This window comes from Brevibacterium sp. VCM10, assembly GCF_000583215.1.
In the GTDB taxonomy this organism is placed as follows: domain Bacteria; phylum Actinomycetota; class Actinomycetes; order Actinomycetales; family Brevibacteriaceae; genus Brevibacterium; species Brevibacterium linens.
In genome coordinates this window covers 42765-62501 of the sequence record NZ_JAJB01000043.1, presented here as the reverse complement: position 1 = coordinate 62501, position 19737 = coordinate 42765, and the positions used below count along the sequence as shown (strand labels likewise).

The 19737-nt window shown below is 65.0% G+C and carries 22 protein-coding genes; 9 read left to right on the top strand and 13 right to left on the bottom strand.

The window, feature by feature from the left end; all coding sequences use genetic code 11:
- Positions 1–17: 17 nt before the first annotated feature.
- Entirely contained in the window at positions 18–662 is a 645-nt protein-coding gene (locus AD89_RS0113255) for a GNAT family N-acetyltransferase (RefSeq protein WP_025779646.1), read from the bottom strand.
- Positions 663–760: 98 nt separating this feature from the next.
- Here AD89_RS0113255 and AD89_RS0113250 point away from each other — a divergent pair, with 98 nt between their 5' ends.
- Both AD89_RS0113250 and AD89_RS20390 read left to right on the top strand, forming a co-directional pair.
- Complete coding sequence (locus AD89_RS0113250) at positions 761–1387, top strand: HAD-IA family hydrolase (protein ID WP_025779645.1); 627 nt, start codon at positions 761–763, stop codon at positions 1385–1387.
- A 60-nt stretch (positions 1388–1447) separates the two neighbouring features.
- Positions 1448–1798 (top strand): peptidase dimerization domain-containing protein, encoded by a 351-nt coding sequence (locus AD89_RS20390; RefSeq protein ID WP_025779643.1) that lies wholly within the window; start codon positions 1448–1450, stop codon positions 1796–1798.
- On the opposite strand, the gene AD89_RS0113240 is transcribed toward AD89_RS20390, so the two are convergent.
- The 12 genes from AD89_RS0113240 to AD89_RS0113185 all read right to left on the bottom strand — a co-directional run bounded on the left by AD89_RS0113240 (position 1753) and on the right by AD89_RS0113185 (position 13170).
- Complete coding sequence (locus AD89_RS0113240) at positions 1753–2160, bottom strand: acyl-CoA thioesterase (RefSeq protein ID WP_025779642.1); 408 nt, start codon at positions 2158–2160, stop codon at positions 1753–1755. The two genes, AD89_RS20390 and AD89_RS0113240, sit on opposite strands and share 46 nt — an antisense overlap.
- Before the next feature lie 117 nt (positions 2161–2277).
- A complete protein-coding gene (locus tag AD89_RS0113235; RefSeq protein WP_025779640.1) occupies positions 2278–2778 on the bottom strand; it encodes an SRPBCC family protein in 501 nt (166 codons plus the stop codon).
- An 89-nt stretch (positions 2779–2867) separates the two neighbouring features.
- Positions 2868–3719, bottom strand: a complete 852-nt coding sequence (locus AD89_RS0113230; protein WP_025779638.1) for a uroporphyrinogen-III synthase — start codon at positions 3717–3719, stop codon at positions 2868–2870.
- 23 nt (positions 3720–3742) lie between these two features.
- Positions 3743–4648: a LysR family transcriptional regulator gene (locus tag AD89_RS0113225; protein WP_025779636.1), complete on the bottom strand. Its 906-nt coding sequence runs from the start codon at positions 4646–4648 to the stop codon at positions 3743–3745.
- Positions 4649–4672: 24 nt separating this feature from the next.
- Positions 4673–5398 carry a cation diffusion facilitator family transporter gene (locus tag AD89_RS0113220; RefSeq protein ID WP_025779634.1) on the bottom strand — a complete coding sequence of 242 codons (726 nt, stop codon included), beginning with the start codon at positions 5396–5398 and terminating at the stop codon, positions 4673–4675.
- Positions 5395–5754 (bottom strand): Cd(II)/Pb(II)-sensing metalloregulatory transcriptional regulator CmtR, encoded by a 360-nt coding sequence (gene cmtR, locus AD89_RS0113215; protein ID WP_025779632.1) that lies wholly within the window; start codon positions 5752–5754, stop codon positions 5395–5397. Before cmtR ends, AD89_RS0113220 begins: the two co-directional genes overlap by 4 nt.
- A gap of 86 nt (positions 5755–5840) precedes the next feature.
- Positions 5841–6515 (bottom strand): hypothetical protein, encoded by a 675-nt coding sequence (locus AD89_RS0113210; RefSeq protein ID WP_025779631.1) that lies wholly within the window; start codon positions 6513–6515, stop codon positions 5841–5843.
- Positions 6512–7849 carry a replicative DNA helicase gene (gene dnaB, locus AD89_RS0113205; RefSeq protein WP_025779630.1) on the bottom strand — a complete coding sequence of 446 codons (1338 nt, stop codon included), beginning with the start codon at positions 7847–7849 and terminating at the stop codon, positions 6512–6514. The genes AD89_RS0113210 and dnaB overlap by 4 nt, the downstream gene beginning before the upstream one ends.
- A gap of 154 nt (positions 7850–8003) precedes the next feature.
- A complete protein-coding gene (locus tag AD89_RS0113200) occupies positions 8004–9383 on the bottom strand; it encodes an FtsX-like permease family protein (protein ID WP_025779628.1) in 1380 nt (459 codons plus the stop codon).
- 11 nt (positions 9384–9394) lie between these two features.
- On the bottom strand, positions 9395–10813 hold the full coding sequence (locus AD89_RS0113195; protein WP_025779626.1) for an FtsX-like permease family protein: 1419 nt from the start codon (positions 10811–10813) through the stop codon (positions 9395–9397).
- The gene (locus AD89_RS0113190) at positions 10813–11598 is read right to left on the bottom strand and encodes an ABC transporter ATP-binding protein (RefSeq protein ID WP_081770478.1); all 786 of its coding nucleotides are present in this window, start codon (positions 11596–11598) and stop codon (positions 10813–10815) included. Before AD89_RS0113190 ends, AD89_RS0113195 begins: the two co-directional genes overlap by 1 nt.
- A gap of 255 nt (positions 11599–11853) precedes the next feature.
- Positions 11854–13170: a DUF445 domain-containing protein gene (locus AD89_RS0113185; RefSeq protein ID WP_025779622.1), complete on the bottom strand. Its 1317-nt coding sequence runs from the start codon at positions 13168–13170 to the stop codon at positions 11854–11856.
- 288 nt (positions 13171–13458) lie between these two features.
- On the opposite strand from AD89_RS0113185, the gene AD89_RS0113180 reads away from it, so the two are divergent.
- The 7 genes from AD89_RS0113180 (at position 13459) to efeO (ending at position 19726) form a co-directional block, all read left to right on the top strand.
- Positions 13459–13899 (top strand): hypothetical protein, encoded by a 441-nt coding sequence (locus tag AD89_RS0113180; protein WP_025779620.1) that lies wholly within the window; start codon positions 13459–13461, stop codon positions 13897–13899.
- A 76-nt stretch (positions 13900–13975) separates the two neighbouring features.
- Complete coding sequence (locus AD89_RS0113175; RefSeq protein ID WP_025779618.1) at positions 13976–14854, top strand: class I SAM-dependent methyltransferase; 879 nt, start codon at positions 13976–13978, stop codon at positions 14852–14854.
- Positions 14855–15078: 224 nt separating this feature from the next.
- Positions 15079–16254 (top strand): acetylornithine deacetylase, encoded by a 1176-nt coding sequence (gene argE, locus AD89_RS0113170; protein ID WP_025779617.1) that lies wholly within the window; start codon positions 15079–15081, stop codon positions 16252–16254.
- A gap of 122 nt (positions 16255–16376) precedes the next feature.
- The gene (locus tag AD89_RS0113165; protein ID WP_025779615.1) at positions 16377–16595 is read left to right on the top strand and encodes a DUF2945 domain-containing protein; all 219 of its coding nucleotides are present in this window, start codon (positions 16377–16379) and stop codon (positions 16593–16595) included.
- Complete coding sequence (locus AD89_RS0113160; RefSeq protein ID WP_025779613.1) at positions 16592–17158, top strand: DUF488 domain-containing protein; 567 nt, start codon at positions 16592–16594, stop codon at positions 17156–17158. The genes AD89_RS0113165 and AD89_RS0113160 overlap by 4 nt, the downstream gene beginning before the upstream one ends.
- 227 nt (positions 17159–17385) lie before the next feature.
- The gene (efeU, locus tag AD89_RS0113155) at positions 17386–18333 is read left to right on the top strand and encodes an iron uptake transporter permease EfeU (RefSeq protein WP_025779611.1); all 948 of its coding nucleotides are present in this window, start codon (positions 17386–17388) and stop codon (positions 18331–18333) included.
- 79 nt (positions 18334–18412) lie between these two features.
- Positions 18413–19726 carry an iron uptake system protein EfeO gene (efeO, locus tag AD89_RS0113150; protein WP_025779609.1) on the top strand — a complete coding sequence of 438 codons (1314 nt, stop codon included), beginning with the start codon at positions 18413–18415 and terminating at the stop codon, positions 19724–19726.
- The last annotated feature ends 11 nt before the right edge of the window (positions 19727–19737 follow it).

The following is a 19737-nucleotide window of genomic DNA, read 5'->3' as shown; positions in this document are numbered from 1 at the left end:
CCCCCGTCAGGTAGCAATTAATGGTTGTTTAGGAGGGCGAGGAAGTCGTCGACTCCGGTGAGGTCGATGTCGTTTCGCCGTCTGGTTTCCCACGCTTCCCGGGTCAGGCGCCAGCGTTGGATGAGGCCCGGCTCGCCGCGGCGGATGTCCCATTCGACGCCGTTGTGCTCATATCCCAGGTTCTCGGATACTCGGTTCGACCCGACGTTGTCGACGAAGGCATCGGAACCGGCCTCTCTCGCCCCGAGTCCGGCGAAGGCGAGATGCAGCAGAGCACTGCGCATCTCCGTACCGAGGCCGCGACCACGCACATCCGTCGACAGCCAGGAGAAAGAGGCGAAGGTGCCGCAGGTATCGAACTTCTCGGCAATGAGGTCCTGCATCCCCACGAGCTCACCGTCGACGATCACGGCGAACGCCAACCGGAACTCGGCGGGAGAGAATCGCCCGCGTCCGCGCCACACACTCTGGAGCCATCTGCTCACCCGCACGTCCGGGTCGGATTCGTAGAACGACATCGGATCATCGTAGGGAGCGGGTTCCGCGAAGACCTTGCCATCGCGGACCAGCGGAGCAAGTTCCGCCAACCTCTCATCACTGGCACCGACGAGCTCGAGTCGGGGCGTCCTCACCCGAATCTGCAGTGGCGGGTAGCCGATCATGCCACCAACCTAAGCCAGCCGGACCGAATCCACAATGGTCAGGCGACTGCGGGTAGCGTGGGGATCGACTCCCAGATGCCGATGACAGGTGGTGGCCCATGACCGAACCCGATCACCCGACCCCGACGACCGTCCTCTTCGATCTCGGCAATGTGCTCATCGGCTGGGACCAGACAGGGCCGCTGGCCGATCGCATGAGTGCCGAGGACTGGCAGTCCTTCGCCGAGGCGGCCGACTTCCCCGCGCTCAATACCGCAGCTGATTCCGGGGTTCCGATCACCGAGATCATCGAACGCGCCGCCGAGGCGGATCCCCGCCACGGTGAGATCGTCGCCGGGTACTACGAGAACTTCGAGAAGTCGCTGACCGGTCCGATCGACGGCATGGCCGAGATCGTCGCGCAGCTGCGCGACTCCGGCATCCGCCTGCTCGGACTCTCGAACTGGTCGGCCGAGACCATCCACCATGCCCCCGTCGTCGCCCCGGCGATCAGCGAACTCGAAGACATCGTCGTCTCGGGCCGAGTCGGCCTCGTCAAACCCGATCCGGCGATCTTCGAACTGACCCGGGACCGTTTCTGCCTCGACCCGGCCCGGACGGTCTTCGTCGATGATCTGCCCGCCAACGTAGAGGCAGCTGAGCGCCTCGGCTTCATCGGCCACGTGTTCTCAGGAGCCGCCTCACTGCGCACGGACCTGTCCGAACGGGGTCTGCTCGCTCAATAGGGTGCTAAACTCGCGCCGCCCGGGCAACACCCCTGAACGGGCTCCTCACCCGCTTATCCTGTGAGAAATGTCCGCGTCGTCACCGTCGGTGCGTCGAACGCTGGGCCGAAGTCGAATATCACCCCTGATCGCGCCGAGCTGCTGCTCAACGTCCGCACCTACGACACTGCGGTGCGCAAGAGAGTCGTCGCGTCGATCGAGCGGATCGTCCGCGGCGAATGCGAGGCCGCCGGGACGCCGAAGGAACCGACCTTCGAGTACTTCGACCAGTTCCCGCTGACGGTCAACAGCGAGGCGGTCAATGACACCATCACCGAGGCGGTCCAGGAGGCGACACCTGCGACCGCGTCGGACCGCGGTCTCTCCTACGAGATCTTCTCGTGTGGTTCGGGCATCCGATCCCGGTCATAGGTGATCGTCGAATACCCGTGGGGAATCGGAGTGCCGTTGGCATCGACCCCGACGAACACGATCTTGTCGATGCTGAGGATGGATCTGCGCGTGATCATATTGCGCACCCGGGCCCTCATCGTCAGTGAGGTTCGCCCGAAATGCGTGGCGATGAGTCCCATCTCGATGAGATCGCCCTCCCTGGCCGAGGCCTGGAAGTCGATCTCCGAGATCAGCTTCGTCACGACCCGGTGGTTGCCGAGCTGGATGATGGCATAGATCGCAGCTTCCTCGTCGATCCATCTGAGCAGGCTGCCGCCGAAGAGGGAACCGTTGGCGTTGAGGTCTTCGGGCCGCACCCATTTGCGGGTGTAGAAGTTCATGCTTTCCGCATGGTGGGCGGGACTCGCGGGCTGGCCGACGGGACTTTCGGTGAACTGTGCCGTGTCTGTCATGGGATCAGGCTAGCGAGGCGATGTTTCGCCCTCGTTTCGATCGCGTCACCGCTTTTCGACGTCATCCTTCAACGCCGTGAGAGTCCGCCGGATATTCAGTCGCTGGAAGTCCGCGAAGCTCCTTCCGCGTGTGACGATGTGGTCGAAGACCCAGGCCAGAGGGTCAGGCCAGCCTCGGCGGTCATCGGTCCACGTCTCGGTCACTCGAGTCACCTCACCGAAGTCCTCGAAGTCGTACGCCCAGCTGGCATTCGCTCCTTCGAGGCTCGGCGTGCGGGGGCCGATCCGGCGCACCGTGAAGGCGAAACGCCTGCCCGGTACGGATTCGGTGACGACGCATTCGGTCACCCAGGTCGCCGGCCCGCGTCGGTTCGTCCCTTCGAAGACATCGCCTGTCTTCAGGGGACCTGCGGATGACTGAGTGCTGGCTCCGGTGTTCTCCGGACTCCATCGGGCCATCTGGGTCGGATCGGCGATCTGCTCCCAGAGCGCGGTGGCGTCGACTCCGATCACCATACTGTCGCTGACCTGCATGGTTCTGGCCATCGTCGTCTCGTCCCCTCTCGATTGCGCTTGTTCCGCCGGTCGACTTCACATGTGGACCCATTCAAACACGGCCGCCGCAACCACCTGAGTCACGAGATCTCGGGGCGGTCAGGATTCGCGAGTTCCCTGACGAGGATGCGGGCGAGGGCTCCGAGCCGGAATCGCTCGGGGATCACGGTTCTGATGCCCTGTTCATGCAGCGGTGCTGCGGTGACGTCGCCGACTGCTGCCGCCACCACCGATTCGTTGAACGCCTCGATCACGGCCGACAGCAGTCCCTGCTCCTCGGCGGCGGTGAGAAATGCTGCCGCCCCGGGTGCTGAGGTGAAGGCCACGGCATCGCTCCTGCGCTCCGCGACGAGGCCGACCGCGTCGATCACGGCGGCCGGATCGGGCGCCGGCCCCCACCGGTAGATGACGAGGGAGCAGACATCGGCACCTGCTGCGGCGAAGGCATCATCAAGTCCGTCGGCGCCGGCACCGTGATGCTGTACGGCGATGCGCTGACAATCCACGCCCTCGCCGAGGAGGACCTGCTGGATCTCTGCGCTCGTCTCGGATTCCGCGACCCAGTGAGCACTCAGTCCGGCTGCCTGAATCGCTCCGCGTGCCTTGGGACCGCGGGCGTATATCCGTGCTCCGGCGAGCATCGAGTGCCACTCCTCGCGCAGACCCGCGGTTTCGGCCACGTCACCCCAGCCGGTGAATCCAACGCCGGTCGTAACCACGACGATGTCCGGCCGGGCCTCGATGAGTTCACGGGTGCGGGTGACGAGTTCAGGGTCGTCGATATGCGGGATGACGGACAGGGTCGGGGCGTGCACGATCCTGGCACCGTGACGCTCGAGGGCGGAGGCAAGCTGCTGCGCGCGCCGCCGAGCTGTGAGCACGATGCGACGTCCGGCCAGCTCGTCGCCGACGTCAGTTTGGGGCTGGTTCATGCTCATATCCTGGTCGCGCCGCCTCACCGGGGCAACTTTCGTCCTTCGAGGGCAGCCTGGTGGGCGAGCATCTCATCCTTGAGTCCCTGCACGACGGCGGCGATGGCCGGCCGGCGCATCGAATCGGGCCTGAGCACCATCCAGTAGGGCAGGCGCTCGGCCACCTCGTCGGGGAAGAGCCGGATGAGGTCGGGGTGCCGGTCGGCCATGAAACACGGGAGGAATCCGATTCCGGCTCCCGCCCGGGTCGCTTCGACGTGGACGAAGACGTTCGTCGAGGTCAGCGCATCCTTCATCTCGGGAAACAGCCGCCTCGGCGCGTCGAGGTCGTCGACCTGGAGCATCGAATCGACGAAATAGACGAGTCGATGGTCGCTCACGTCCTCCGCCGAGGCGGGGGTGCCGGTGGACGCCAGATAGTCGCGTGAGGCGTAGAGGCCGAGTTCGTAGTCACCGAGCCTGATCGCCTCCGCCCGGTGCACGCGCGGTTCCCCGACGACGACCTCGATGTCGAGACCGGACCGTTGCTGCAGGGCCTGCCTGGTGACGGTGACGATCTCGACACTCAGCCCGGGGTGCCGACGTCGCAGCTTCGCGACCGCCGGGGAGGCGATATAGGCGCTGAACCCGTCCGTCGCGGTCATCCGCACCACTCCGGACACCGTTTCCGGACCCTGGCCGGGACTCTCGAGTTCGGCGACCGCGGTCTCCATCTGTTCGGCCACCGCGACGGCTCGTTCCCCGAGATCGGTCAGCTCCCATCCGTCGTCCGAGCGGGCCAGCACGCGTCCGCCCAAAGACTTCTCCAAGGCGGCGATGCGACGGGAGACCGTCGAATGGGTGAGCCCGAGGTTGTGTGCCGCCGTCGTGAATTTGGCGGTGCGGGAGACGGCCAGCAGCACGAGCAGATCGTTGGGAGTGGTGTCCATGCCTGCAATAGTAGGCGGGCTTACTCAACGCTGTGCGTCGGCAGCACAGCACGCGTTTCGGCACCCGTCGTCGACCGGATCATCTTCAGCACAGCACCCTTCTGTACGCTCACCGGTGAGAACCGCAGCCGAAACCGCGCAACAGGCGTCCCCTCGCCAAGCTTCGACTCCTTCCCGAACGGCGAAGACCGCGATGATGAGAGCTGCGACGGAATCGGCCCAGGCCCACCCGAGCAGGCTGTTGAGCAGGACTCCGATCAGCACTGCAGCACTGAGATAGGTGCAGATGAGGGTCTGCTTGGAATCAGCGACAGCCGTAGCAGATCCCAGTTCTCGTCCCGTCCTCCGCTCGAACCAGCTGAGGAACGGCATGACCAGCAGGCTGAGTGCGGCGATGATGATGCCGACGGTCGAATGTTCGGGCTGGCGCAGGCCCACCATGGACAGAACAACGTCCACGCTGACGTAGACCGCGAGTGCGAAGAAAGATACTGCGATGACGCGCAGAGCGACCCGTTCCCGGCGCTGGGGTTCCGGTGCCGAGAACTGCCAGGCAACCGCTGCGGCAGAGAGGACCTCGACAATCGAATCGAGTCCGAACCCGATGAGAGCCGCCGAGGAGGCTGCTCCGCCTGCGGCAATGGCAACGAACGCTTCAATCACGTTCCAAGTGATGGTGATGGCAACGATGATCCGGATCCGCTTCCGCAGAACTGCTGCTCTGTCCCTTCGCGGCGCAGTCTCGGTCATCGGCTCGGTCCAGCGTCACAGCAGCCGGCCACCGTGCAATTGGAATCGGCACACGGCGCGTTCTCATCGACTGCCAGAGTCGTCTCGACAAGAGCAGTGAGTGCTGTTGCCAGATGAGGATCGGCGATCTCGTAGCGCGTGCGCCGGCCTTCAGGTTCGGCCACCACGATTCCGCATCCTCGCAGGCAGGCGAGGTGGTTCGAGACATTGGTGCGCGTCAGTCCCAGATCATTTGCCAAGCGCGCAGGATAGCCGGGCTCGGAGAGAAGCGACAGCAGAATCCGTGAGCGTGTGGGATCGGCCATCGCGCGGCCCAGGCGCTGCATGGCATCGACACGGGAGGCAATAGTCAGCATATGCTGACTATACAGCCTGTGCTGATTTGTTGTCGCGGGTCGCTCACGACGGAATGAAGGTCTTTCCGACGTCTGCCGCCCGGTCGTCAGCGCACGTGCTGCTGCGACGGCGAGCGCGTCCAGCGCAGCAGCACGACGATGAGACAGATGAGGAACACGATCCCCGAGGTGACCAGTCCGGTGACGAGGATGCCGATATCGGCAGGCAGATCCACGTCCTCGGCTGGTTTGGTCGGCGCTTTCCCTTCCGGATCGATGAGGACGGAGATCGTGTCGCCCTCATCGAAGTCGTCGAATCCGTCCTTGCCGCGGTAGATCAGCGGTTCGGCGACGGGGGTGCCGTCGATGCGTTCGAGACTGTACGTGTGCGTATAGACCTTCCGGGCATGTCTGCCGTTCGAATCATGCTCGGTCGTCACATCGACCTCGTGGTCCATGACGACCACCTCGGTGACCTCACCCGCCTGCGACAAGGCCACATCCTCGGCGAGCATCACCGAGCCGATGAACGCAATGGCGACGAACGGCCCCGTGAACCAATACGCCCAGGCAGTGCCCATGATCGCTCTCATCGCCAGAGTGACACCGACGAAGAAGACGCACCCGAGGATGATGGTCACCAGCAGCACGGACGGGAACAGGTACCCGACGGCGAAGACCAGTCCGATGCCGACGAGGAACACAGCACCGGTGATGACGATGCTCAGCGGGTTCCGGCTGCCCTGATTCCAGCGGCTGCCGCTCGCACTGCCGCCCGTCACTGCGGCATGTTGACGAATCGAGACTTCGCGCCCTGGAACGCCACGGGGATGTCCATCGTCGGACCGGCGCGGTGCTTGGCGACGATGATGTCGGCCTCACCGGCACGTTCGTGTTCCTTGTCGTACATGTCCTCACGGTGGATGAGGAGGACCATATCCGCGTCCTGCTCGATCGAACCGGACTCACGCAGATCGGAGATCATCGGCCGCTTGTCCGTGCGCTGCTCACTGCCGCGGTTGAGCTGGGACAACGCGATGACCGGAACCTCGAGCTCCTTGGCCAGCAGCTTGAGCGAACGCGAGAACTCCGAGACCTCCTGCTGGCGGGATTCGACGCGTTTGCCCGAGGACATCAGCTGCAGGTAGTCGACGCAGACCATCTGCAGATTGTGCTGCTGTTTGAGCCGTCGGCACTTCGCGCGGATCTCGGTCAGCGCCATGTTCGGCGAATCGTCGACGAACAGCGGCGCATTGTTGATCCGGGCCTCCGTCGCGGCCAGGGTCGTCCAGTCGTGCGGGCTGAGTTCGCCGCGGCGCAGGTTCTGCAGCGGGATCTCCGACTCCGCCGAGAGCAGACGCATGACGAGTTCGTTCTTGCCCATCTCGAGCGAGAAGAACACGGCGGCCGCATCGTTGTGGATCGCAGCCGAACGGATGAAATCGAGCGCCAGAGTCGACTTGCCGACACCGGGGCGCGCGGCGATGACGATCATCGTGCCCGGGTGCAGACCGTTGGTGAGGTTGTCGAACTCGGTGAAACCGGTGGGCACACCCGCCGTCTGCCCATCGGTGTTGCCGTTGCGTTCGATCTCCTGGGCGACCTCGCCGAGGATGTCGGAGAGGATGACATAGTCCTCCGTCGTATGGCGTTCGGTGACCTTGTAGATCTCCGCCTGCGCGGAGTTCACGACGTCATCGGTGTCGCCTTCGGCGTCGTAGCCCATCTGGACGATGCGGGTTCCGGCCTCGACGAGGCGACGCAGCACGGCCTGTTCGCTGACGATCGCGGCATAGTAGCCGGCATTGGCGGCGGTCGGGACCGACGAGATTAGGGTGTGCAGGTAGGCGGCACCGCCGACGCGGGCGAGGTCACCGGTCTTCGTCAGGTAGTTCGCCACCGTCACCGAGTCCGCGGGCTCACCCCGGGAATAGAGGTCGAGGACCGCCTCGTAGATGGTTTCGTGAGCTGGCTTGTAGAAGTCATCGCCATTCATCGTCTCGACGCAGTCGGCGATGGCGTCCTTCGACAGAAGCATCGCACCGAGCACGCTCTGCTCGGCCTCGACGTCCTGCGGAGGGGTCCTCAGACCGTCATAGCCCTGGTCGTTGCTCACTCGATTTCCTCTTCCTCACAGCATCGGATCGCCCACCCTCATGTGGTGCGCTCCAACTGTACCCGGAGACCCGGGGAGGGTCCCATCGGCTCGACACCTGCCATCGTAGGATGCGGCACTGACGTAGAAGCTCAGTCCCGAGACTTCCCGAATCTCAGTCCCGAGACCTCCCGGCCGTGGCCACGGAGTGCAGAATCGGCTTCGTCAGCTGCAGTCCACCGCGGATGATTCCGATGCCGACGACCACGGTGAGCAGGATCGTGAGGAAGGTGACCGGCTTGAACACGAGCGCGGCTCCGGCCAGGGGCAGGACGAGCAGCAGCCCGAGGCCTCCGGCCAGCAGGGACACCCAGATCGCCGGGGCCATGACGGCGCGGACCAGCGCACGGTGCAGAAGCCTGGGATCGGCGCCGGCGGCATAGAGATCGGAGAAGGTGTCGGCTCGGTCGTAGATGTCGGCGACCTGGTTGATCACCGCCGAGACACCGATGAGCACGATCGCGATGCCCATGACGAGCAGCACCCCGGTGAACATGTCGTGGAAGAGGTGGGTCTCGGCCTCGCTCACTCCCACTTCAGAGTCCTCGGCGGCGTCGATTCCGAGCTGGGACAGGGCGACCCCGGACCCGCAGACGGCTGCGGTGAAGGCCGCCATCGCCAGGCCGGAGACCCGGCGCCAGAACCGTTTCGGTTCGTCGGAGACCAGTCGAGCGGCGATGAGGCGCTCCGGGGTGGCCGCGCGACGGCCGGACAGGTGGGCGAACCAGCGGATGAGGAGACCGCCGACGAGGTCGACGACGACGAGTCCGAGGGCCAGGAAGCCGACGGTCACACCGAGGACGACTCCGAGACCGAGGTCGGCCTTCGTCAGCGCGAAGACGATCGGCAGCGCGATGACGGCGGCGACGGCGACGATGACACGGCCGAGCGGGAACTTCCGTTCCAGACTCTTCGTCCGCACGCCCAACGGGGAGACCGCGACCTTGCGCAGACCCAGCAGGGCCGAGCCCGCGCAGACCAGGGCGAGGAAGACGACCACGAAGAGGATGAACCACGCGGGCATGAGCATGTTCTGGTACCCGATGGGTTCGCCCATGAAGTGGATGAAGCTGACCGGCAGCGCCAGTCCCAGGTAGCCGAGCACCCCGAGGATGATGCCGGCCAGGGCCGGGATCAGCGGTTCGGCCACGGCGAGCGCGGTGATCTGGGACCGTCTGGCCCCGAGCAGCGACATCGTCGACAGCCGTTCGTCCTGCCGCCGAGCCGACAGGGTCGCCGACGCCGATGCCAGAGTGGCCGCGGGGATGATCAGCAGAGCCGTGCCCAGCCCCGCCAGGGTCTTGTACATGATGTCGAGACCCTGATCCGCGGGATCGGGACTCGGCGGGATCTGGAAGAACATCCAGGCCCCGGCGGCCACGGTGAGGAACAAAGTGGCACACGCGAAGAACGCGGCAGCCACGAGCAGGGAACTCGCCGACGTCAGCGATCTGCGTCCGAGGACGAGGGGAACGGCTGTCAATGACGTGGACATCGTGTCTCCTCTCAGGCCATGGTCGCCTCGGCGGTGGCCCGATTCTCGGGGACCGCCTCGGCGAGGGTGCGGGTGTCGGGGTCGATCTCGGTCACCCGGCGGACGAGTGGGCGGGTGACCTGCAGTCCCAGCCACACCATCGCGACCCCGCCCACGAGGACGGCGGCGACGGTTCCGATGGTCAGCGGATCACCGAGGTCGCTCACCGAAGCCATCAGCCAAGCGAGGATCCCGCCGAGGAACAGGGAGACGACGGTGACCAACACGATCGGCGACATCACGGCGTTGACGGTCACCCGGTGCATCATCTGCTGGGTCATGCCGGCGGCGTGGAGCTCGCGGTAGGTCTGAGCCCGGTCGAGGATGTCAGCGGCCTGGTTGATCGTGGCCGAGACGATGACGAGGACGAAGGCGATGACCAGGGTGAGGATGAGCCCGGTGAAGATATCGTCGCCGAGGTGGACGTACGGTCCCATGACCGCGCGGTCCTCGGCGGAGAAGTCCTCCTGACCGCTGCGCATCATGGCCGTTCCCGCCCCGCCGACGACGGCGATGAACGTGATCATCGCCAGCCCGGCGACCCGGCGCCAGTACTGTCCGGGAGCGTCGGCGATCATTCCTGCCGCCATCACCGAGGCGGGACCGCGGGCGATTCTGCCGGCGATGCCGGCGTGGACGCGGATGCACAGGACGCCGATGACGCTGATGAGCAGGAGGGTGATGCCGATCGTGGCGATGCTCGCCATGATCGTCACCGCCATCGGCATCTCCATCTGGGTGGAGATGTAGGTCGCGATGGCCACGACGAGGATGAGCAGGATGGCCGTGATGACGCGGGCCAGGGGGAATCTCCGGGGCAGCGACCGGGTGCGCACGCCCAGCGGGGAGATCGTGATCTTGCGCAGGCCGATGAGCGAGGCGATCAGGCAGACGGCCAGGAGGCCGGCGACGACCGCGGCGAGCAGCCAGATCGGCATGAGCAGTACCTGGTAGCCCAGGGGTTCGCCGACGAACGTGATGAAGCTCAGCGGCCAGGCGACCAGCAGGTAGCCGCCGATTCCGGCGAGGATGCCCAGCGAGGCGGGGATGAAGGGTTCGGCGACGGCGACGAGGCGGATCGTGCTGCGTTGTGCCCCGAGCAGGGACAGGGTGGAGAGTCGTTCGTCCTGACGGCGGGCGCTCAATTTCGCCGAGGCGACCCCGAGGCTGGTCGCGGGGACGACGAGGAAGACCGTGGCGAGGACGGCGAGGAGCTGGTAGAGCTCGGCCACCTCGCCGTATCCGGTGACCTCGGGGCGGTCGATGAACGCCCAGGCGCCGGCGGCCACGGTGAGGAAGATTGTCGAACAGGAGAAGAACGCGATCCCGACGAGCCGCGACGTCGTCGAGGTCAGGGACTGCTTGGACAGGAGGAGGGGAAGGAGATTCATCACTGTGCGGCTTCCTGCAGTGCGGAGTCGGCGACGATGCGGCCATCGGCGAGCCTGACGACCCGGGAGCAGCGGGCGGCGACGTTCTCATCGTGGGTGACGACGACGAGGGTGGATCCGCGTCCGACGGTGGAGCCCAGCAGCTCGGTGAGGACTTCATTCGAGGTGCGGGAGTCGAGGGCACCGGTCGGTTCGTCGGCGAAGGTGACGACGGGCTGGGTGACCTGGGCGCGGGCGATCGCCACTCTCTGCGCCTGTCCGCCGGAGAGCTGTCCGATCCGCTTGTGTCCGTGGTCGCTCAGACCGAGGCGGTCGAGCCAGGCCCGGGCGTGCTGGGTGGCGTCCGAGCGGCTCATACCGGCGAGCATGGCGGCGAGCGCGACATTGTCGATGGCGGTGAGTTCGGGCAGGAGCAGCCCTTGCTGGAAGACGAAGCCGAAGACCTCGCGGCGCAGGGCGGTGCGGCCGGATTCCTTGAGGGAGGTGATCTCGGCGGCGGCGCTGCGGTCGGTCGGCGACAGGCGGATGTGACCGTCGTCGGGGCTGATGATGCCGGCCAGGCAGTGCAGAAGGGTCGTCTTGCCGGAGCCGGAGGGTCCCATGATGGCCACGGATTCGCCGAGGCCGATCGTCAGGTCGACTCCGGCGAGGGCGTACGTCTGATTGAAGTGCTTCGTGACGGTGCCGGCGGTGATGATGGCGGGGTGCTGGGGCGAAGAGTTCTGGGTAATCGGGTGCTGAGATGCTGACTGCTGCGCTGCGGCAGGATGCTGTGAAGAAGTCATGTCTCCATGTTTTCGCCCAACGGGCCTTGGCACTATGCAGTCAGCCCGTCAGCCGGTGCGGGATTTCCCAACCTCCGTTGACGGAAAACCGAGGTCAGGGCACCGTGCTTGACAGTCTTCCGACACCAGCTCATCGACATGCGAGATCCGGGCTGGCTGCCCGTGGTCCCGCCCGACCGAACAGGTCTACTCCTTCGACGTCTGGATCGTCTCCGCCGCAGAGGACCGGGCAACCTCGGTGCGGGTCTGCCGATCTCACCCCGGCAGGAGCACGATGACGGTGTGGATCACGAGGCCGACCAGCGCGCCGATGACGGTGCCGTTGATGCGGATGTACTGGAGGTCGCGGCCGACGTAGAGCTCGATGCGCTCGGCAGCTTCCTTCGCGTCCCAGCGTTCGATGGTGTCGGAGATGACGCTGGCGATCTCTGGGCCGAAGCTCTCGGCCAGGTCACCGGCAGTGGTGGCGATCCGGTCATCGATGCGGCGGGAGAAGTCCGAGTCCGCCTGCAGCCGTTCGGCGAATTCGCCGATGAGCTGCCAGATGCGGGCACGGACTTCGCCGCTTTCGTCGATGATGGCTTCGCGCAGCAGCTGTTTGAGTGATCCCCAGATCTCGAGCACCGAATCGACGACCCCCTCCTGACTGAGCAGGTCGTTGATGATCTCCTCGGCACGCTGGGACAGAGATGAGTCTGATTCGAGGTCGTCGGAGAGGTCGACCAGCCAGGCGTCGAGGGCCTGACGGGCCTTGTGGTATTCGTTGTCGCGTACGTCGGCGACCCAGCCGAGCACTTCGCGCTGCAGCCGGTTCGCCAGCTGTTCGTTGACGAAATCGGGCACCCAGGACGGGGCCCGATTGTGGACGATCTCGTCGATCACCTGCGGGTTGTCACGCAGCCAGGAATAGGCCTCGGCGACGATGAGGTCGACGAGTTTGTGGTGGGCACCGTCGAGCACGATCTGGCGCAGCAGCTGCGCGAGCACCGGCGTCTTCCTTGTGGCTACGAGCCGCGGGATGATGACGTTCCTGGTCAGCGCCTTGATGGAATCGTCATCGATGCGCGCGAGCACATATTCGAGGCCTCCTGCGGCACGATCGACGACGATGTCTCGGTTGGCGGGTTTGGCCAGCCATCTCCCGGCTCGGTGGGAGATCTCGGCGGATCGGATCTTCGTCGACACCGCCTCGGCGTGGAGGAAGTTCGCGGCCACGAAGGCCGACAGACTCGCACCGAGCGTGTCCTTCTTGCGCGGGATGATCGCGGTGTGCGGGATCGGCAGCCCGAGAGGGTGGCGGAAGAGCGCGGTGACGGCGAACCAGTCGGCGATCGCGCCGATCATCGCCGCCTCCGAGGCGCGGGAGACGAACCCCCAGACGCCGGTGTTGTCGGTGAAGAGGTGAGTGGAGAGGAAGATGAGTGTGGCGAGGATGAGCAGTGAGAGCGCGAGCGTGCGCATCTTCTTCAGCCCGCGAGCGCGTTCTTGATCCTCCGGCGTGAGCTCGGCCGGCCCGCCGGTTCCGCCGCCGGCGCCGAAGCGCGGCACGGATGGTGTCTTCTCGATCGACATCGTTACCCCCTGCTCCACGACTTTAGCGAAACCCCGCGGCTCCACACGCATCCGCAGGCGGGTTCGCACCTGGGAATTCCGCGGAGAGCCCCGCCGCTCTGGCCGGGGACTCGCGCTGACCACGGACTCCATTCGCCCACCCCGAGCGTCCCTCACCGTTGCTCTCACTTCCCCGCGCTGCCCGCTATCCGCCCCGTCGCTCTCGTATCTCCCCGGTGCGCCGGGTGGAGATGCCACGACTCATGAGAGATGCGCCTTTCGACCAGGTACTCGAGCTAGACTTCGACCATGGTCCGCCCGCTGAACGCCCGAGAGGCCAGCCTCGCGCTGCGCATGATCCGCTCGGCGACGCCGTCCCCCGACGAAGCAGATTATGCCGACTTCACTCCTCAGCAACGGCAAGGTTGGGATCCACCCGAGCCGATCTCGAACGAACAGCGCCAGATCTGGGAGGGCCGCCTCGGCGAGGTGATGGTCACCAGCCATTGCGACTGTGGAACCTGTCCAAGCGTGGGAATGCGTCCGCAGGATCGCCTCGACGATGAGCACCGCAATGATCAGGGCGGAGACGGGGACTGGTCAGATCGCATCGTCCTCACAGCCGGTTCACCAGGGGCGATGCTGCTGCTCTTCATTGACGACGACTATCCCAGCTATCTCGAGTTGGCGCCGATCGACGAGGATCAGAGTTTCGCGGATTTCCCCGAACCGGAGACGGTCTCCATCTGATCTGATCCGGTACGGATGGATTTCCATCCCCTCGCCGAGGCGGTCGTGCCCGACCGCGAATCGTTAGGCTTCGTAAATGGAATACTTCGAGAATCGTAAACGTGCTGAATCCTTCGGCGGGGTCGCCCAGGAGTACGACGCCTTCCGACCGAAGTACCCTGCCGCGCTCATCACAGCGATCATGGAAGCGGCCGCAGTTGGCACCGGCTCTCGAACGGATGCCTCACCGCCGTCCACCGGCGATCGAACCTTGGGCGCCCCGCGCATCCTCGACGTCGGTTCCGGCACCGGCATCTTCGCGTCCCAGCTCCGGTCAGCAGGCGCCGAGATCCTCGCCGTCGAACCGGATGACGAGATGGCTGCGGTCGCTCGGTCCAAAGGCCTCGATGTGGACGTCTCGACGTTCGAGGACTGGGATGCACAAGGACGAGACTTCGATCTCGTCAGCTTCGGTCAGTCCTTCCACTGGGTCGACCCGGCAGTGGCTCTGCCGAAGGTTCGCACCATGCTCCGTCCAGGAGGAAGTCTGGCTCTGGCCTGGAATGACATCAGACCGCAGGGCGAGCTGAAGACCCGACTCAATGCCGTTGTCGCACGCTTCCATGCCGACGGCAGGACCGCGAGTCTCGGTTCGAGAGCAAGCCGGGGCACCGAGACGAACCAAGAGGCGACGGCGGGCAGCGGCACGACTGAGTCCGTGCCGGCAGTCGAACCCGTCGAACACCCGGCTCTCACGCAGCTGCGCGACGCCGGTTTCACCCCGAACGAGACCACTTTCATCGAAGACCTCCACTATTCGCGGCATGAGTGGCTGTCGATGGTCTTCACCTACTCGGCTCAGCTGACGATGGACCCGGTGAAGAGAGCGGTCATGCGCGAAGAGATGTCCGCCGAAATCCCCGAGGACGGGCTCGATGCGCGGAATGAGGCCCTTCTCATCCTCGCTGGGGCCTGAATATGGGACGCTCATGGGTTCAAAAACTGCGCGCTCAAAGCTGAGCAGTGCCCACCGACTGGGCCGGTCCCACGCGCCACCAGCCCGACCCGTAGAGTGAAGGCGTATGGTCACCGTTGTCCTGCACGGGGACCACGTCCCCGCTGGGACCACCGCGACCCCGGCCGCAGCCGCAGCGATCCGACCGAACCGAGACCACCCGCATCCGAAAGTCAGGAGCAGTCGTGCCAGCGACACCCGCCGAGGCCACCATCACCGAGATCACGAATCTCATCACCTTCGACACCACGAGCCGGGACTCGAATCTTCCGCTCATCGACCACGTCGAAGCCCGCCTCCAGGCCGCCGGCATCGAATCACGCCGGATCCCGAACCCGGAGGGCACGAAGGCGAACCTGCTCGCGACCATTCCCGCAGCCGACGGCACGACCACCGGAGGCATCGTCCTGTCCGGGCACACCGACGTCGTCCCCGTCGACGGACAGGACTGGTCGTCGGACCCGTTCACTCCCGAGATCCGCGATGGAAAGTACTTCGCCCGCGGCAGCGCCGACATGAAGTCCTTCATCGGCGTCATCCTCTCCCACCTCGAAGCGCTCAAGTCCGCGAAACTCAGCGAACCCATCCACCTCGCCTTCTCCTATGACGAAGAGATCGGCTGTGTGGGCGCCATCTCCCTCGTCGAGGCCATCACCGAGGAGGGCCTGGCGCCCCGCGGCTGCGTCGTCGGCGAACCCTCGAGCATGCGCGTCATCCGCGGCCACAAATCGATGAACGTCTTCCGCGTCGACTTCCACGGCGTCGCCGCCCACTCCTCGCTCACCCCCGAAGGCGTCAACGCCATCGCCTATGCCTCCGAATTCGTCGCCTTCGTCCATGCTGTGGCCGCCGAATTCCGCACCGAGGGGCCCTTCGACGAGGCTTATGTCGTGCCCTTCACCTCGGTCACGGCGAACACGTTCACCGGCGGCATCGCCGTGAACACGATCCCCGCCGAGGCGACCGTCCAGTTCGAGTTCCGATCGCTGGGTTCCGTCGATCGCGAGGCCCTCATCGGCCGCTTCCGTGCCGAGGCCGAGCGCTTGGGACGGGCCATGGCCGCGGAGAACGAGACCGCCGGAGTCGACTTCACGATCGAAGCCGAAGCTCCCGGCTGTGAGACCCCGGCCGATGCGGACATCGTCTCGCTCACCGCGAACTGGGGCGGAATCGCCACCGATGACAAGGTCACCTACGGCACCGAGGCGGGTCTGTTCTCCGAAGCCGGCATCCCGACCGTCGTCTGCGGTCCCGGAGACATCGCTCAGGCTCACGCTCCCGACGAGTTCATCGAGCTCGACCAGATCGCAGCCTGCGAATCGTTCATCGACGCCCTCATCGCCGACCTGTCCGCGAGCTGAGGCCCGGTCGGCCGACCCAGCCACATGGCACAGTCGGCCGACCCAACCGCACGATCGACGCAAGCCGGCTGGTCCAGTCGTACACTGCAGAGAGGACCACTCACCACAGTCGAGGAGGAAGCATGGCACACGAATTCTCGGTCGGCGATCACGTCGGTTGGAACTCCGAGGCCGGGCAGGTCTCCGGCCACATCACGAAGGTCCACACCGCCGATTTCGACTACAAGGGCCACCGACGTCGCGCCTCGCCCGATGACCCGCAGTACGAGATCAAGAGCGACAAGACCGATCACATCGCCGCCCACAAAGGCGGCGCGCTACATCTCATCGACGACGAATGACGGACACCGCCGACCTGCCGGACCTCCTCACCGTCGGGCATTCGAATCGTTCACTGAACGAGTTCATCGAACTGCTCACCGACACCGGCACCGAGGCGGTCATCGACGTCCGCCGACTGCCCGGTTCGAATAAGAACCCCTGGTTCAACGCCGACACCTTGGTCAACGACCTTGCCGAGCACGGCATCGAACTGCGCCGGCTCGAAGGGCTGACCGGCCGCCGACCCGTCAGCCACACGGTGCCCTTCGAGACGAATGCCTGGTGGCAGAACCGCAGCTTCCACAACTACGCCGACCACTGCCTGTCCGAGGAATTCCGCACCGACTTCGACACCCTCATCGAATGGTCGAAGACCCACCGCTTGGCGATCATGTGTTCCGAGGCTGTGTGGTGGCGCTGCCACCGTCGGATCATCGCCGACCAATTGCTTGCCCGCGAGCTCCCGGTCTCGAACATCCTTGGGAAGGGTCATGTCGATGCGGCGAAGCTCAGCGACGGTGCTCGACTTCGCAATGACGGCGAACTCACTTACCCCGCCGAGGCTCACGCGGCAGACGCCTGACCCCGCCCACACCGAGCCCGAACGCCGAGGCCCACCCCGCTGACACCTGATACGGAAGCCGACAACGGCCCCTGCCACACTCGGAAATCACGCCGATACCCGCGTCAGAATCACTCCAAAACTGGATGTACACTGAATTAGCCAACATTAGGTTAGGCTAAATTCGTTCATCCACCATCGAGACGGTTCCACCCCTCCGCCTCGACGAACTGACGAGAGTGAGTCAGATGTTCGTCGCGAACCTCCTCATCGCCTTGCGCGAGGGACTCGAGGCCACATTGGTCATCGGCATCCTCGTGGGCTACCTGGTCAAAACCGACCGCCGAGACGTGCTGCCCAAGCTCTGGCTGGGCGTCGGCCTGGCCGCCCTCATACCCTTCGGCCTCGGTGCCCTCCTGACCTGGGGGCCGAAGACACTGACCTACCAGGCACAGGAGATCATCGGAGGCGTCCTCTCGATCATCACCGTCGCCCTGGTGACCGGCATGATCTTCTGGATGGGCAAGCATTCGCGCCAGATGAAGGGCGAACTCGAATCCTCGATGGCCGCCTCGTTGGACAAACGCTCCTCGGGATGGGGCCTCGTCGGCCTCGCCGTGCTCGCCGTCGGCCGCGAAGGCGCGGAATCCGCGCTATTCATCTGGGCCACCGTCCGCTCCTCTGTCGAGAACAACGTCGTCGCCACGACCGCCGGCGTCGTCACCGGACTGCTGCTCTCGCTCATCCTCGCCTGGCTCATCTACCGGGGCTCGCGGAAGATCAACATGAAGCTCTTCTTCTCCGTCACCGGTTACTTCCTCATCCTCGTCGCCGCCGGAATCTTCGCCTACGGCATCAGCGATCTGCAGGAAGCCGGAGTCCTGCCCGGCATCATGAACCACGCGTGGGACTTCAGCCACCTGCTGCCCGAAACCACGTCGCCGATCTACTGGCTCTACGTCCTCGGACAGGCGATCTTCCAGGTCAACGTCCAACCCACGGTGCTCCAGACCATCGGCTGGATCGTCTACATCGTCCCCGTGGCCATCATCTTCTTCCGCCAGGTCCACGGGAAGTCGCCCGCCAAGAAGGGCGGAACGACCCCCGCCCCGACGGAAGCGCACACCCCCGCCGAGGCGGCCCCCACCTCGCCGACGGTCGAGCCGAGATCATCGGCAACCACACCCCATCCCTGAACCGCCGCACCACCCCTGACGCGGCCCGCCCGCGCCATCGCACCACGCTCATTCGCCAGCCTCATCTGCAAGGACATCCATGAAACGTCATTCCGCTCTCATCGCTCTGCCCACGGCCACTCTGCTTGCCCTGTCGCTGGCTGCCTGCACCGACAATCCACAGAACAGACAAGATGATGCCGCTGCCTCCGGCGACAAAGTCACGGTGACGATCACCGATGACACCTGTGAAGTCAGCCCGGTCACGCTGCCTTCGGGCAAGGTGAGTTTCTCCGTGACGAACAACGGAACGAAGCCGAACGAGTTCGAGATCCTCGCCGAGAACAAGCTCCAGATCGAGTCCGAGAAGGAGAACATCGGACCCGGCACGACGACCACGGTGACCACGGCGCTCGAAGAGGGCACGTACTTCACGGCGTGCAAGCCGAACATGGTCGGTGACTTCGTAGGACTGGCGGAATTCACCGTGACGAAGGGCGAAGACGTCGCGGTCGACAGTGATACTCAGGCCGCCGAAGACAAGGCGATCACGAACTACACCGGCTACGTGAAGGACCAGGTGGGACAGCTCGTCGACGCGACGAAGGACTTCACCGACGCCTACACCTCGGGAGACACCGAGAAGGCGAAGGCCCTCTACCCGCTGGCCCGCCAGCACTACGAGCGGATCGAACCGACCGCGGAATCCTTCGGAATCAAGGAAGCCGGTGACCTCGACGGTTCGCTCGACGCCCGTGTCCAGGACCTCTCGGTCGATGCCGGGAAGAAGCCCAATGATCCCGAGGTCCTCGCGGACTGGACCGGCTGGCACCGGATCGAAGCCGATCTGTTCGCGAAGAAGTCCGAAGGCTTTGAGTTCAAGTCCGACGCCGACCGGAAGAAGGTCGCGGACAAGCTCAACAAGGACACGAAGACCCTCTACGACCTCGTCTACGGCAAGGTCGACGGTGCCAGCGGAAAGTTCGAGCTCAAGCTCTCGGATGTCGCCACGGGTGCCTCGGCGCTGCTCGAAGAGGTTGCTCTTTCGAAGATCGGCGGTGAAGAGGAGACGTTCTCCCACACCGACCTCTTCGACTTCCACGCGAATGTCGAAGGCGCCGAGGTGGCCTACGGCAACGTCGAGAAACTCGTCGAGGCCGAAGACCCGGAGCTTGCGAAGAAGATCACGACGAACCTCGACGCGGTCAAGCAGGTCCTGAAGAAATACCAGGACGGCAAGGACGATGAAGGCAATATCCTCTACCAGGACTACTCGAAGGTCGCCGCGGTGCAGAAGGACGCCGGTGAGGCGCCGAAGGATTCGGACTACACCGAGGCACAGCAGGAGCTCTCCGACGCCGTGAACGCACTGAGCGAGCCCCTGTCACAGGTCAGCGGCACGATCCTACGCTGAGTGAGGGACCC